Annotated in this window: 11 protein-coding genes; 1 reads left to right on the top strand and 10 read right to left on the bottom strand. The window is 60.0% G+C overall.

What is annotated here, in order from left to right; genetic code table 11:
* The first annotated feature begins 31 nt into the window (after positions 1-31).
* Complete coding sequence (locus FBY01_RS24935) at positions 32-961, top strand: LysR family transcriptional regulator (protein WP_010467132.1); 930 nt, start codon at positions 32-34, stop codon at positions 959-961.
* A gap of 227 nt (positions 962-1,188) precedes the next feature.
* Here the strand turns inward: FBY01_RS24935 and FBY01_RS24930 are convergent, their stop codons facing one another.
* From FBY01_RS24930 to bioB, 10 genes are all read right to left on the bottom strand, one after another.
* Positions 1,189-2,967 carry an acyl-CoA dehydrogenase C-terminal domain-containing protein gene (locus FBY01_RS24930; protein WP_077747298.1) on the bottom strand — a complete coding sequence of 593 codons (1,779 nt, stop codon included), beginning with the start codon at positions 2,965-2,967 and terminating at the stop codon, positions 1,189-1,191.
* Positions 2,968-3,232: 265 nt separating this feature from the next.
* The gene (locus tag FBY01_RS24925; protein WP_145309944.1) at positions 3,233-5,029 is read right to left on the bottom strand and encodes an acyl-CoA dehydrogenase C-terminal domain-containing protein; all 1,797 of its coding nucleotides are present in this window, start codon (positions 5,027-5,029) and stop codon (positions 3,233-3,235) included.
* A gap of 90 nt (positions 5,030-5,119) precedes the next feature.
* Complete coding sequence (locus tag FBY01_RS24920) at positions 5,120-6,409, bottom strand: GGDEF domain-containing protein (RefSeq protein WP_145309942.1); 1,290 nt, start codon at positions 6,407-6,409, stop codon at positions 5,120-5,122.
* Between the two features lie 239 nt (positions 6,410-6,648).
* Positions 6,649-8,454 carry a phenylacyl-CoA dehydrogenase gene (locus tag FBY01_RS24915; protein ID WP_010467123.1) on the bottom strand — a complete coding sequence of 602 codons (1,806 nt, stop codon included), beginning with the start codon at positions 8,452-8,454 and terminating at the stop codon, positions 6,649-6,651.
* Positions 8,455-8,731: 277 nt separating this feature from the next.
* Positions 8,732-9,028, bottom strand: a complete 297-nt coding sequence (locus FBY01_RS24910) for a hypothetical protein (RefSeq protein ID WP_010467121.1) — start codon at positions 9,026-9,028, stop codon at positions 8,732-8,734.
* A 107-nt stretch (positions 9,029-9,135) separates the two neighbouring features.
* Positions 9,136-9,816, bottom strand: coding sequence for a dethiobiotin synthase (bioD, locus tag FBY01_RS24905; protein WP_010467119.1), 681 nt, complete (start codon positions 9,814-9,816; stop codon positions 9,136-9,138).
* Positions 9,813-10,625, bottom strand: a complete 813-nt coding sequence (bioC, locus tag FBY01_RS24900; RefSeq protein ID WP_010467118.1) for a malonyl-ACP O-methyltransferase BioC — start codon at positions 10,623-10,625, stop codon at positions 9,813-9,815. The genes bioD and bioC overlap by 4 nt, the downstream gene beginning before the upstream one ends.
* A complete protein-coding gene (locus tag FBY01_RS24895) occupies positions 10,618-11,349 on the bottom strand; it encodes an alpha/beta fold hydrolase (protein WP_010467117.1) in 732 nt (243 codons plus the stop codon). Before FBY01_RS24895 ends, bioC begins: the two co-directional genes overlap by 8 nt.
* Positions 11,342-12,520: an 8-amino-7-oxononanoate synthase gene (bioF, locus tag FBY01_RS24890; RefSeq protein WP_010467116.1), complete on the bottom strand. Its 1,179-nt coding sequence runs from the start codon at positions 12,518-12,520 to the stop codon at positions 11,342-11,344. The genes FBY01_RS24895 and bioF overlap by 8 nt, the downstream gene beginning before the upstream one ends.
* A gap of 166 nt (positions 12,521-12,686) precedes the next feature.
* Complete coding sequence (gene bioB, locus FBY01_RS24885) at positions 12,687-13,742, bottom strand: biotin synthase BioB (protein WP_010467114.1); 1,056 nt, start codon at positions 13,740-13,742, stop codon at positions 12,687-12,689.
* Positions 13,743-13,790 lie beyond the last annotated feature (48 nt).

The raw sequence follows: 13,790 nt of genomic DNA, 5'->3' as shown, positions 1-13,790 counted from the left end.
GATTTCCCAGCATTTTCGATAAGCGCACCTTATGGATTTCAAGCAACTGCGTTATTTCGTCGCGGTCTATGAAGAAGGCCACGTCGGCCGGGCGGCCGAGCGACTGTCAATCTCCCAGCCGGCGCTGTCCCAGCAGATCCGCCAGCTCGAGCAAAACCTCGATGTAAGCCTGTTCGAACGCAGCAGCAAGCGCCTGCTACCCACTCTGGCCGCCCATACTTTGTACAACCACGCCCTACCCTTGCTCGATGGCCTGCAACGGGCCCGCGAGGCATTGGGCAACTTCAAGGGTCAGGCGCTGCGCACCTTGGCCATTGGCGTGTTGCAGACGGTTCACACCAGCCTGGTGCCGCAGATGCTCGAACGCGTGCGCAAGGCGCAACCGCATCTGGTGGTGCAGATCTATGAATTGACTGGCCTGGAAATCGAGCGGCGGCTGCTCAATGGTTCCCTCGACATCGGCATCAGCTACCTGCCGCCCCGACAGCCGGGGTTGCACGGCGTCATGCTGTACGAAGATGAACTGACCCTGGTGATCCCGGCGGACCACCCGTTGCGCGAGTTCAAGAAAGTCTCGATGAGTCAGGCCGCCGAGTTGCCCATGCTGTTGCTGGGTGAAGAGTTTCAAGTGCGGCAGATCTGGCAGACACAACTGGCCAATCTGGGACGACGGCCGCAGGTGCAGGCGGAACTGAATAACATGGCGGGGATTCTCGACAGTCTGCCCCACACCCGGCTGGCCACCGTGCTGCCCGGGCGCTCGCAAAAGGCGCTCGGCAACAATGAATTGCTCTGGAAACCGCTGACCGAGCCCCGAGTGCCGCTGAAAGTCGGATTAGTGTGTCGGGATGTGCAGCGGCAACAAGCCTCGCTGGCCCTATTGCGCACGCTGTTGGAAGAAGTGATGAACGGGCCCGACGACCGTTTGAACAGCTCGACTGCGCTCGACGGGCCGCGCTGAATACTTTTCTGCGGGCAAAAGAAAACCCCGCCGAAGCGGGGCTTTGCAGACTGTTTCCCTGACATCCATTTCACTCCGCCGTCCTGGCAGAATCCTACGTGTCCGTGTTGTTGCTTTGCGCTTCCTGCGCGACGTCCATGTGAAGTAGATTAGCTCTGGATCCAATCTTCGCCTATGGGAGAACAGCAGCACGTCATGTAAGAGAATGCTTACATGACGCTATCGGGTCAGAACTGTCCGGCGTCCAGCAGGAACAGCGACTCGCTCCCCGCCTTCACCGACGCACTCAACGAGTGAATACGCGGCAGCAGACGGGCGAAATAGAACCGCGCCGTGCCCAGCTTGCTCGCGTAGAAATCATCCTGCGCTTCTTTGCCGAAGGCCGCCTTGGCCATCAGGGCCCACATGTAAGCGTAAGCCACGTAACCGAAGGTTTGCAGGTACTCGACCGACGCCGCGCCGATTTCGTTCGGGTTGTTTTTCGCCCGGTCCAGCAACCACGAAGTCAGCTCGTCGAGGGTGGTGACGGCATCGTTCAGCGGCTTGGTGAACTCCGCGAGATCAGCGCTGGCGGTGGCGGTGAAATGACGAATCTCATCCGCGAACAGGTTGTAGAACGCCCCGCCCGTGCCGACGATCTTGCGTCCTACGAGGTCAAGCGCCTGAATGCCGTTGGTGCCTTCGTAGATCTGGGTGATGCGCACGTCGCGAACCAGTTGTTCCTGACCCCACTCACGGATGTAACCGTGGCCGCCAAAAACCTGCTGGCCGTGCACGGTGGTTTCCAGACCGAGGTCGGTCAGGAACGCCTTGGCTACTGGCGTCAGCAGAGCGACCAGATCTTCCGCGCGTTTGCGGACGGTCGCGTCTTCGCTGAACTTGGCCGTGTCCAGTTGCATGGCCACGTAAGTGGAGAACGCACGACCGCCTTCGTTCGAGGCTTTCATGGTCAGCAGCATGCGACGCACGTCCGGATGGACGATGATCGGGTCAGCGACCTTGTCCTTGTTCTGCGCGCCGGTCGGCGAACGGCTTTGCAGGCGGTCGCGGGCGTATTCGACGGCGTTCTGGTAGGAGCGTTCGCCGGTGGCCAGGCCCTGGATACCGACGCCCAGACGCTCGTAGTTCATCATGGTGAACATCGCCGCCAAGCCTTTGTTCGGCTCGCCGACCAGGTAACCCACGGCTTCGTCGAAGTTCATCACGCACGTCGCGGAGGCCTGGATGCCCATCTTGTGTTCGATCGAACCGCAGTTCGCCGGGTTACGCGCGCCCAGGCTGCCATCGGCATTGACCATGAACTTCGGTACCAGGAACAGCGAAATGCCTTTCGGCCCCGCTGGGGCGTCCGGCAGTTTGGCCAGCACCAGGTGAATGATGTTCTCGGTCAGGTCGTGCTCGCCGCCAGTGATGAAGATCTTGGTGCCGCTGACCTTGTAGGAACCGTCGGCCTGAGGCTCGGCCTTGGTGCGGATGATCCCCAGGTCTGTACCGGCGTGCGGTTCGGTCAGGCACATGGAACCGGCCCAGACGCCGGCATACATGTTCGGCAGGTACGCAGCTTTCAGTTCTTCACTGGCGTGGGCGTTGATCGACAGGCAGGCACCGGCGGTCAGCATCGGGTACAGACCGAACGACAGGCTGGCGGAGTTGACCATTTCTTCGACTTGCGCCGACACGGCCTTGGGCATGCCCATGCCGCCGTAGGTCGGATCGCCACCGACACCGACCCAACCGCCTTCAGCGTAAGTCTGATAAGCCTGTGGGAAACCGGCCGGCGTGGTGACGGCACCGTCCGCCCAATGGCAACCTTCTTCGTCAGCTGCACGGCTCAGGGGCGCGATGCTTTTGCTGGTGACCTTGCCGGCTTCTTCGAGAATGGCTTCGACGGTTTCAGCATCAACGGTTTCGGCCAGCGCAGGCAGCTGCGCCCAGAGTTTGGCGACCTCGAAGACTTCATTGAGGACGAAGCGCATATCGCGCAGGGGCGCTTTGTAGTCAGCCATGGCAAACCTCGCAAGATCTAAACAGGTGATTCGTGGGAATGATGTTTTCGTTGGGCTCGAGTGTAACCCAACAACTTTTGCGACACATAGGGTCAGGCCGTGACCGTTTTGTAATTTTTAGTCAGCAGCATTTCAGCTGAGCAGTTCTCGTCTGGCAGAACGCATTCGCGGGCAAGCCTCGCTCCTACAGGTCGGGGTCACGCATATCCCGTGAACGACACTGACCTGTAGGAGCGAGGCTTGCCCGCGAAGCTTTTAACAATCGTCAGAGCGCAAACAACTCCGCCGGCAACTTCATCAAACAATCACTCCCCGCTTCGATAGCCGCCCGATGAGCGGCAGTACGCGGCAGCAAACGCTTGAAGTAGAACTCGCTGGTTGCCAGTTTGCCTCGGCAGTAATCCGCATCACCGCTGCCAGCGTCGAGTTGCGCCTGGGCCACCAGCGCCATGCGCAACCACAGATAGCCGAGGATGATGTAACCGCTGTACATCAAGTAATCCACCGACGCCGCACCGACTTCGTCCGGATTCTTCATTGCGGCCATGCCAACCTTGGCGGTCAACTCGCCCCACTGTTGATTCAGTCCATTGAGTTGAGCCACATAGCTGGCCAGTTGTGGATGCTCGGCATTCGCCGCGCAGAATTTGTGGACGATTTTGGTGAAGCCACGCAGCAATTTGCCCTGACTGCCGAGCACTTTGCGCCCGAGTAGATCCAGCGCCTGAATGCCGTTGGTGCCTTCGTAGATCGGCGCGATCCGGCAGTCGCGAACCAACTGCTCCATGCCCCATTCACGGATAAAGCCGTGACCGCCAAACACCTGCATACCGTGGTTGGTGACCTCCAGACCGGTGTCAGTCATGAAGGCTTTGCAGACCGGCGTCAGGAAGGCCAACAGGTCTTCGGCGTCCTGACGCGCCGTTGCATCCGGGCTCAGGTGCGCGACGTCCAGCAGCTGCGCGGTGAAATAGGTCAGCGCGCGGTTGCCTTCGTTGAAGGCTTTCATGGTCAGCAACATCCGGCGCACGTCAGGATGAACGATGATCGGATCGGCGGCTTTGTCCGGTGCTTTCGCGCCAGTCAGCGCGCGCATTTGCAGGCGATCGTTGGCGTACTTGATGGCACCCTGGAAACTCGCCTCACCCAGACACAACCCCTGCATGCCAGTGCCGAGCCGTGCGTGGTTCATCATGGTGAACATGCAGTTCAGGCCCTTGTTCGGCTCGCCGATCAAGAAGCCCTTGGCTTCGTCGAAGTTCAGCACGCAGGTCGCCGAGGCCTTGATGCCCATTTTGTGTTCGATCGAGCCGCAGGAGACGCCGTTGCGCTCGCCGGCTTCACCCTCGGCATCGGCTAGGAATTTGGGAACGATGAACAGGGAAATACCCTTGGTGCCTGCCGGAGCATCCGGCAGTTTCGCCAACACCAGATGAATGATGTTGTCGCTCATGTCGTGTTCGCCGGCCGAGATGAAGATCTTGCTGCCGGAAATCGCGTAGCTGCCGTCGGCTGAAGGCACGGCGCGGGTTTTGATGATGCCCAGGTCAGTGCCGCAATGCGCCTCGGTCAGGCACATGGTGCCGGTCCATTGGCCAGCCGTCAGTTTGCTCAGGTAGGTGTTCTTCTGATCTTCGGTGCCGTGGGCGTGGATGGCCGACATCGCCCCGTGGGTCAGGCCGGGGTACATGCCCCACGAGGTATTGCTGGAGCCAACCATCTCACTGATGACCAGGCCCAGAGAACTTGGCAAACCCTGGCCGCCATACGCCGGATCAGCTGCCAGACCGTGCCAGCCACCTTCCACGTACTGTGCGAAAGCCTGCTTGAAGCCTGTAGGCGTTGTCACCACACCGTTGTCGAAATGGCAGCCTTCTTCGTCACCGCTGCGATTCAACGGTGCGAGAACGTTCTCACAGAATTTCGCGCCTTCTTCGAGGATCGCATTGACCATGTCCGGGCTCGCGTCGGTGGCGCCCAGCGCGGCGTAGTTGGTGTGGAAGTCGAAGACGTGGTCGATCAGAAAGCGCATGTCGCGCAGGGGAGCTTTGTATTCGGGCATGGTCGTTTCTCCGTCAGCAGATCGTTCAAACCTACTGCCGCCCACCCGGCCTCACAATCACAGTCCAGACGCTGAATGCGCCATCATCACTCAACCCGTAGCGGCGTCCATACGCACCGCGCCACGGCGAGTCTGACCGAATGCCACCACGCAATTTCGCCCGGCGCCCTTGGCGCTGTAGAGCGCTTCGTCCGCGGACTTGAGTACTTTTTCGGGGGTGCGCTGCTCTTGTCGTTCGGCCACGCCGATGCTGACAGTGACCGACACACTGGTAGCGCCCGAACCTGCACGTTTCTGGCGACCTTGCTGGTCGTCCTGAGGACGGCTGTCCTGATTGCGCAACTGAATGTTGTAGGTGGCGATGGATTCGCGGATGACTTCCAGGTGCGGCATGCACTCTTCGAGGGTCTTGCCCGCGAACACCAGGGCAAATTCCTCACCGCCGTAGCGATATGCCCTACCGCCTCCTCCGATTTTCGACAGTTTACTGGCGACCAGTCTCAAGACCTGATCGCCGACATCGTGACCATGGGTGTCGTTGAATTTCTTGAAGTGATCGACGTCGCTCATGGCCAGCACGTAATTGCGCCCCAGCCGCTGCATCCGCTCGTTCAAGGCGCGACGACCCGGCAGGCCAGTGAGCTCGTCGCGGAAGGCCATTTGATAGGCCTCGTGGGCGACCGCGGCGGCAATCATTAACATCACCTGACTGCACATGATGTTCAGGGTGAACGGCAGGATGAAAGTTTTCGGCAACGCCCAGAACAACCCGACCAACCCCACCAGTTGTGCGGCGTGCAAGGGTCTGGGGTTACGCCAGTATTGCCAGCTCAGCAGCAGGAACGAGGCGATGAACACGGGATAGGACAACTGGATCAAGCTCATCCAGGCGCCATGCAGCGCTGGCCAGCGGATTTCCGACAGCCACATCAACAAGGCCTGGGGATAACTTTGCTCCAGCCCGAGCGCGACACTGCCAACAGCGAGCAATACCGCGAAGCGCGCCACCATGTCCTGAAACAAGTGGGTGCGTTCCTGCCATGCGGCGAACACGCCGAACAACAGCGGCAGCAATAGGCAACACAGGTGGAACACCACTGCTGCATCTTCACGGACCTTGCCGTTGTCGCGGTAATAGTCGGTCTGGGTGTCGAGCAGAAAGTAGGCGATGTACACCGTCACCATCAGAAACAGTTCGCGCTGACGTCGGTAAACCGCGCAATACGCACCACCGAGTAACAGCACCAGGGTCGGCAGCACGTTGAACAGCGAAGTGAAAAAGACGTTGAGGTCCTTGATGTAAGCGGCCGCAAGCCCCGCAAGCAAAAGCAGTAACGACGGTAGGAAATGGCTGATACGTACAGCGGAAGAACGCGGCAAGGGTAAAGCTCCGACCGTCATGACAATAGATGGCATTGTGCCCACCTACTGTAACGGCAGAAATGCCGACTTACTGAGTCGATTGTCAGGTTTTTTTAGCGGGTGTTTCAGTGGCCGCAGACCGAATTGGCAGTGACTGGCTCCCATCAAAGATCGCGGGCGAGCTTTTACTTTCACCAGGAACAAAAAAGCCGCTACCCCGGAAGGGATAGCGGCTTTATGAAGAACTGCGTTGAGGCTTAGTAGCCCAGTGCGAAGTCTTCTTCTTTCATGTCCATCAAGTTGTTGGCACCCGACAGCATGGTTGCAACATGAGTGCGGGTACGCGGCAAGATGCGCTGGAAGTAGAAGCGCGCAGTCTGCAGCTTGGCGGTGTAGAACGCCTCTTCGGAGGTGCCGGCAGCCAGTTTCTCGGCAGCCAGACGCGCCATGTCAGCCCAGAAGTAGGCCAGGCAGGCGTAACCGGAGTACATCAGGTAGTCCACCGACGCCGCGCCGACTTCTTCGCGGTCCTTCATGGCCGCCATTCCGACCTTCATGGTCAGCTCGCCCCATTCTTTGTTCAGTGCAGCCAATGGCTCGACGAACTCTTTGACCGCTTCGTTGCCTTCGTTGGTCTGGCAGAACTTGTGGACGATCTTGGTGAAGCCTTTGAGGGCTTCGCCTTGAGTCATCAGCACTTTACGACCCAGCAGGTCGAGTGCCTGGATACCGGTGGTGCCTTCGTACAGCATCGAAATGCGGCTGTCGCGAACGTTCTGCTCCATGCCCCACTCGGCGATGAAGCCGTGGCCACCATAGATTTGCACGCCGTGGTTGGCAGACTCAAAACCGACTTCAGTCATGAAGGCTTTGGCGATTGGCGTCATGAACGCCAGCAACGCGTCGGCTTTTTTCTTCTCTTCTTCGTCTACGCCGTATTTGACGATGTCGACTTGCTTGGCGGTGAAGTAAACCATCGCGCGGTTGCCTTCGGCGAACGCTTTCATGGTCAACAACATGCGACGTACATCAGGGTGAACGATGATCGGATCAGCGGCTTTTTCCGGCGCTTTCGGGCCAGTCAGCGAGCGCATTTGCAGACGATCGCGAGCGTATTTCAGACCGCCCTGGAAGCCGATCTCGGCGTGGGCCAGGCCTTGCAGCGCGGTGCCCAGACGAGCGGTGTTCATAAAGGTGAACATGCAGTTCAGGCCTTTGTTCGCCGGGCCGATCAGGTAACCGGTGGCTGCGTCGAAGTTCATCACGCAAGTGGCGTTGCCGTGGATACCCATCTTGTGTTCCAGGGAACCACAGGTCACGGCGTTGCGGGCGCCGATCGAACCGTCAGCGTTCGGCATGAACTTCGGCACGATGAACAGCGAAATGCCTTTGGTGCCAGCCGGTGCATCCGGCAGACGTGCCAGCACGATGTGGACGATGTTGTCGGCCATGTCGTGTTCACCGGCCGAGATGAAGATTTTGGTGCCGGAGACTTTGTAGGAACCGTCGGCTTGAGGTTCAGCCTTGGTGCGCAGCATGCCCAGGTCGGTGCCGCAGTGCGGTTCGGTCAGGCACATGGTGCCGGTCCATTCACCGGACACCAGCTTGGTCAGGTAAGCCTCTTGCTGCTCAGGCGTACCGTGCTCGGAAATGGTGTTCATCGCGCCGTGCGACAGGCCTGGGTACATGCCCCACGACCAGTTGGCTTCGCCAACCATTTCGCTGACGGCCAGACCCAGAGACTCCGGCAGGCCCTGGCCACCGTGTTCTACGTCGTGGGCCAGGCTTGGCCAGCCGCCTTCAACGAATTGCTTGTAGGCTTCTTTGAAGCCAGTCGGGGTTTTAACGCCGGACTCGCTCCAGGTGCAGCCTTCGGTGTCACCCACGCGGTTCAGCGGAGCCAGCACCTGCTCACAAAACTTGGCGCCTTCTTCGAGAATGGCGCTAACCATGTCTGGAGTTGCGTCTGCGCAAGCCGGAAGGCTCTGATAGTGCGCTTCGTAGCCGAGCAGTTCGTCACGAACGAAGCGAATATCACGCAAGGGGGCCTTGTAGTCAGGCATAGCGATAAACCTCTGCTGATGTAACCGGGAATGAACGACCGTGTTGATTTGTTGTGACGGTCAAACAGTTGTTTGAAACATACGTTTACGCCCAAATCTTGTCAAGCGCCGATCTTTTGCCGTTCGTCATCACGCGCACAAATGCCGGGCACGCAGCCGCGCCGCCGCCGTTGACAACGCAACAAGCCATGCAGGAAAGATTAGTTGAGGGAGAAGGACTTACGCACAAAAACGCCGCGAATAGTCGCGGCGTTGGCAGGACGGGTTCAGCGAGGGGTCAAGCGTAGGTATCAATCAACGTTCCAAGCATTTCATCGGATGCCTTGGCGACTTTCACGCCGGCCTCCACCTGAAACTTGCCCTGGGCCATCTCGACCATATTGCTGGCCAGGTCCGATTGCTGGCTGCGGTCAACCGAACGCAGGCGGTCTACCTGAACCTCGGAAGACTGGCTTGTCACCGAACGCTCGAGGGTACTGCTGGCGATCTGGCCGGAAGCCTGATCGACACGGTTCTGCCCTGTCTGAATAGTGCTCAGACCGGCATAAAAAGCGGTGTTTCCTGAGATTTCCATGGGAGAACTCGTCCTAAATAGGAACAACAGCGGCCATTGAAACAGACCTGATGGCAAAAGGCCCGACAAAAACACTAATGGCACAGTGCCTTGTCATAGGCAAAACCTCAATCCAGCAGATCCAGTTGCAGATGCTCCGCCACCGCTTCTGCGGTGACCGATTTGAGTTTTGGCACCCGTCCAAGGCAAGGCGCGGGAATGCGCTCGGCGAGGGTCGCGAGGTTCTCTTCCAGGCGCGAGGTCTTCGGATCGATGATATTGGCCACCCACCCCGCCAGCTGCAAACCGTCCTGGGCAATCGCCTCGGCGGTCAGCAGCGCATGATTGATGCAACCCAGGCGCACGCCGACCACCAGGATCACCGGCAGGCCCAGCGCCATTGCCAGATCCGACAGATTGTCCTGATCCGCCAACGGCACGCGCCAGCCGCCGGCGCCTTCGATCAAGGTGAAATCGGCCTGCATGTCGAGAATCGCGAGCATCGGCGTCAACAGTGATTGCACCGTCAGCGCCACGCCCGCCTCCCGCGCGGCCAGGTGCGGAGCAATCGGCGGTTCGAACGCCACCGGGTTGACCTGTGCATAAGTCAGCGGCAACGAGCACTCGGCCAGCAGCGCCAGCGCATCGGAATTACGCAAACCCTTGGGCGTCACATCACAGCCGGAAGCGACCGGCTTGCCCGCCGCCGTACTCATGCCCGCCGACCGCGCAGCATGCAACAGGCCGGCAGCAATGGTGGTCTTGCCGACATCAGTGTCCGTGCCGGTAATGAAATAAGCAGCGCTCATATGGGTTTCTCCAACACGGCGTAGACCACTTGATAAGTCGCCGGCAATCCTTCGGCCTGACGAAACTGCTCATAAGCCTCGACCAAGCCAAGGATCCGCGCCCGACCGGTCAAACCGCCCGGCCGACCGGGGTTCAAGTTGTGTGCGCCCAACGCCTTGAGTTCATGCGTCAGGCTGCGCACGTCCGGGTAATGCAACACATGAGGACGGGTCTCCAGACTGACAATCCGCAAGCCACTGGTCGCGCACAGCTGTTGATAAATACCGAACTCGCGGAAGCGATTGACGTGCACCATGCCATCCACTTGACGCCAGCTGTCACGCAACTCAAACAGCGTCCCTACACAAAGACTAGCAAACGCGAATACCCCGCCCGGCTTGAGTGCCCGAAACGCCTCACTGAGCACCGATTCGAAATCCGCGCACCACTGCACCGCCAGGCTGGAGAAGATCAGATCACAGGTCGAATCCTGCAACGGCAACCGTTCTGCATCCCCGGCGATGAAATGGGTGGCGCCGCCTAATGGCCGGGCGTGTTTGAGCATGCCTTCGGCGATGTCCATTGCCAGTCCGTTGCCCGAAGAAAAGCGCTCGCCCAATGCCCGACTGAAATGCCCCGTACCGCAGCCCAGATCCAGCCAGACACCCGGCACAAAATCACCGGGCAAACGGCTCAACAACTGGCTGCCGACATCGCGCTGCAATTCGGCCACGCTGTCGTAGCTCGACGCCGCGCGGGAGAAGGAGGCCGCCACCTGGCGCTTGTCAGGCAAGCCGCCGGGTAGATTGGGGAAAGATAAATCAGTCATCACCGGACTCGTGCAAAAAGGCCTGGATCGCCCCCGCCACACCGTGGGGGTCTTCCAGTAGAAACGCATGGCTGGCCTGTTCGATCAGGCCGATTTCGACATCCGGCAGCAAGGCCAGCAACTCGCTCGCTGCCTCGGCCGGGACCAGACCGTCGAGGCCGGCGAACAAATGCAGTTGCGGACCACGAAATGCCTGCAAGGCTTGACGGGTATCTAGTTGGGCAAGCACTTCCAGACCGCTCATCAGCACTGCTTCAGAGGTGTGCGGCGCCCCACCGAGCAACAACCGCGACAGCCCGCGAGGATCTTCCGAGCCTTGGGCGCAAAGGAGTGAAAAGCGCTTCAACGTCATTCGCGGATCGGCCTTGCAACCGGCGAGAAACGCGTCGAAGGTTTCGCCAGCCATCGCGCTCGGCCATTGCTCATGGGCGACAAAAGAAGGATTGCTCGCCAGGGTCAGCAAGCCACAGCAACGATCACCACGACGCGCCGCCAGCTCAGACGCAAGCATGCCACCGAGGGACCAGCCACCGAGCCAGGTGTCTTGCGGGATCGTCGAATCCAGTTCATCGAGCCACTCTTCAATATCGCTCGATTCCAGTTCCGGCAACGGCTCGATCTCGACCCGCAGATGCTCATCCAGCCCCTGCAAGGCGGCCGCTAAAGGCTCCAGCGGTGAAATTCCGAGGCCCCAGCCGGGCAGCAGAATCAGTCGATCACGCATGGCTTGGCTCCGGTCCCAGTAATTGAAAACAATCGGCCAGTCCATTCAACAATAGCTGCACCTGCGCTTCGCTGTGGGCGGCGGTCAGGGTCACGCGCAGACGGGCGCTGCCGGCGGGCACGGTGGGCGGACGAATCGCCGTGACCATCAGTCCGCGCTCGCGCAGCATCTGCGACAGTCGCATCGCACGCCCGGCATCGCCGATCATGATCGGCTGGATCGGCGTGAAGCTGTCCATCAACTCCAGGCCGATCTGCTCGGCGCCATGGCGAAACTGGCGGATCAGCGTCTTCAGATGCTCGCGTCGCCAATGTTCAGTGCGCAGCAGCTCAAGGCTTTTCAGCGTCGCGCAAGCCAGGGCCGGTGGCTGGCTGGTGGTGTAGATATAGGGGCGGGCAAACTGGATCAGGCTTTCGATCAGTTCTTCGCTGCCGGCCACAAAGGCTCCTGCCGTGCCGAATGCCTTGCCGAGGGTGCCGACCAGCACCGGCACGTCTTCCTGACTCAGGCCGAAATGCTCGACAATCCCGCCGCCGTTGGCGCCCAGCGGGCCGAAGCCATGGGCGTCATCGACCATCAGCCACGCGCCCTTAGCCTTGGCTTCCCGGGCCAACGCCGGCAAGTCGGCAATATCGCCGTCCATGCTGAACACGCCGTCGGTGACCACCAGTGTATTGCCGGTAGCCTTCTCCAGCCGCTTGGCCAGGCTGACCGCGTCGTTGTGCAGATAGCGATTGAAACGCGCGCCGGACAACAAACCGGCATCCAGCAACGAGGCATGATTGAGGCGGTCTTCCAGCACCGTATCACCCTGCCCGATCAACGCGGTGACCGCGCCGAGGTTGGCCATGTAACCGGTGGTGAACAGCAGCGCACGCGGGCGACCGGTCAGGTCGGCCAACGCTTCCTCCAGCTCATGATGCGGCGTGCTGTGGCCAATGACCAAATGCGACGCCCCGCCACCGACACCCCAACGAGCAGCGCCAGCGCGCCAGGCTTCGATCACTTGCGGATGATTGGCCAGGCCCAGGTAATCGTTGTTGCAGAACGCCAGCAATGGCTGACCGTCGACCACCACTTCCGGGCCTTGAGGGCTTTCGAGCAGGGGGCGCTGGCGGTAGAGGTTTTCGGCACGACGGGCAGCAAGGCGTGCGGCGAGATCGAAAGACATGCAGGCCTCGTGGATCAGAATTCAGTAACGATCGCAGTACCTGTGGGAGCGAGCCTGCTCGCGAAAGCCATCGAACAACCAACATGTATGTTGAATGTGAATGCCTCTTCGCGAGCAGGCTCGCTCCTACAGGGTTTTGCATTCCTTCAGAAGGATCAGTGGAGCGTCAAACAGCCGCGTTATAGAACTGCTCGCTGCTCTTCTGCTCAACCAACGCTTGTTCGATCGCGGCCTGATGCACTTCGTCCGCGTGCTCTTCGCGCGCTTCCGGCAGGATCCCCAGGCGCGAGAACAGTTGCATGTCCTTGTCGGCCTGCGGGTTGGCGGTGGTCAGCAGTTTTTCGCCGTAGAAAATCGAGTTGGCACCGGCGAAGAACGCCAGGGCCTGCATCTGCTCGTTCATCGCTTCGCGGCCAGCGGACAGACGCACGTGGGATTGCGGCATCAGGATGCGCGCGACGGCGAGCATGCGGATGAAGTCGAACGGGTCGATGTCCTCGGCGTTTTCCAGCGGCGTACCGGCGACTTTCACCAGCATGTTGATTGGCACCGACTCTGGATGCTCGGGCAGGTTGGCCAGCTGGATCAGCAGATTGGCGCGGTCATCGAGGGACTCGCCCATGCCGAGGATGCCGCCGGAGCAGATCTTCATCCCCGATTCACGCACGTAAGCCAGGGTTTGCAGGCGCTCGCTGTAAGTGCGGGTGGTGATGATGCTGCCGTAGAACTCCGGCGAGGTGTCGAGGTTGTGGTTGTAGTAATCGAGGCCGGCGTCGGCCAGCGCAACGGTCTGGTCCTGATCCAGGCGACCCAGGGTCATGCAGGTTTCCAGGCCCATGGCTTTCACGCCTTTGACCATTTCCAGCACGTAAGGCATGTCTTTGGCCGACGGGTGTTTCCACGCCGCGCCCATGCAGAAACGGGTCGAACCGATGGCCTTGGCGCGAGCGGCCTCTTCGAGGACCTTCTGCACTTCCATCAGCTTTTCTTTTTCCAGGCCGGTGTTGTAGTGACCGGACTGCGGACAATATTTGCAATCTTCCGGGCAGGCGCCGGTCTTGATCGACAGCAGGGTGGAAACCTGGACGCGGTTGGCGTCGAAATGCGCGCGGTGCACCGTTTGCGCCTGGAACAACAGGTCGTTGAATGGCTGAACGAAGAGTGCTTTGACTTCGGCCAAAGACCAGTCATGACGCAGGGTGGCAGAGGTGCTGGCGCTCATGGGCGTTTCCTTGTTTATGCTTGGCAAGCGACTGGGGAAGGGAATACC

The organism is Pseudomonas sp. SJZ077, from assembly GCF_007993905.1.
Lineage (GTDB): Bacteria > Pseudomonadota > Gammaproteobacteria > Pseudomonadales > Pseudomonadaceae > Aquipseudomonas > Aquipseudomonas mandelii.
Note: the sequence above shows the minus strand (reverse complement) of the source record. Positions and strands in the feature narration are given on the sequence as shown.

Excerpts from the sequence above, each read along its gene's own strand:
- FBY01_RS24935 (WP_010467132.1), top strand. The coding sequence starts at position 32 with ATGGATTTCAAGCAACTGCGTTATTTCGTCGCGGTCTATGAAGAAGGC.
- FBY01_RS24930 (WP_077747298.1), bottom strand. The coding sequence starts at position 2,967 with ATGGCTGACTACAAAGCGCCCCTGCGCGATATGCGCTTCGTCCTCAAT.
- FBY01_RS24925 (WP_145309944.1), bottom strand. The coding sequence starts at position 5,029 with ATGCCCGAATACAAAGCTCCCCTGCGCGACATGCGCTTTCTGATCGAC.
- FBY01_RS24915 (WP_010467123.1), bottom strand. The coding sequence starts at position 8,454 with ATGCCTGACTACAAGGCCCCCTTGCGTGATATTCGCTTCGTTCGTGAC.
- FBY01_RS24910 (WP_010467121.1), bottom strand. The coding sequence starts at position 9,028 with ATGGAAATCTCAGGAAACACCGCTTTTTATGCCGGTCTGAGCACTATT.
- bioD (WP_010467119.1), bottom strand. The coding sequence starts at position 9,816 with ATGAGCGCTGCTTATTTCATTACCGGCACGGACACTGATGTCGGCAAG.
- bioC (WP_010467118.1), bottom strand. The coding sequence starts at position 10,625 with ATGACTGATTTATCTTTCCCCAATCTACCCGGCGGCTTGCCTGACAAG.
- FBY01_RS24895 (WP_010467117.1), bottom strand. The coding sequence starts at position 11,349 with ATGCGTGATCGACTGATTCTGCTGCCCGGCTGGGGCCTCGGAATTTCA.
- bioF (WP_010467116.1), bottom strand. The coding sequence starts at position 12,520 with ATGTCTTTCGATCTCGCCGCACGCCTTGCTGCCCGTCGTGCCGAAAAC.
- bioB (WP_010467114.1), bottom strand. The coding sequence starts at position 13,742 with ATGAGCGCCAGCACCTCTGCCACCCTGCGTCATGACTGGTCTTTGGCC.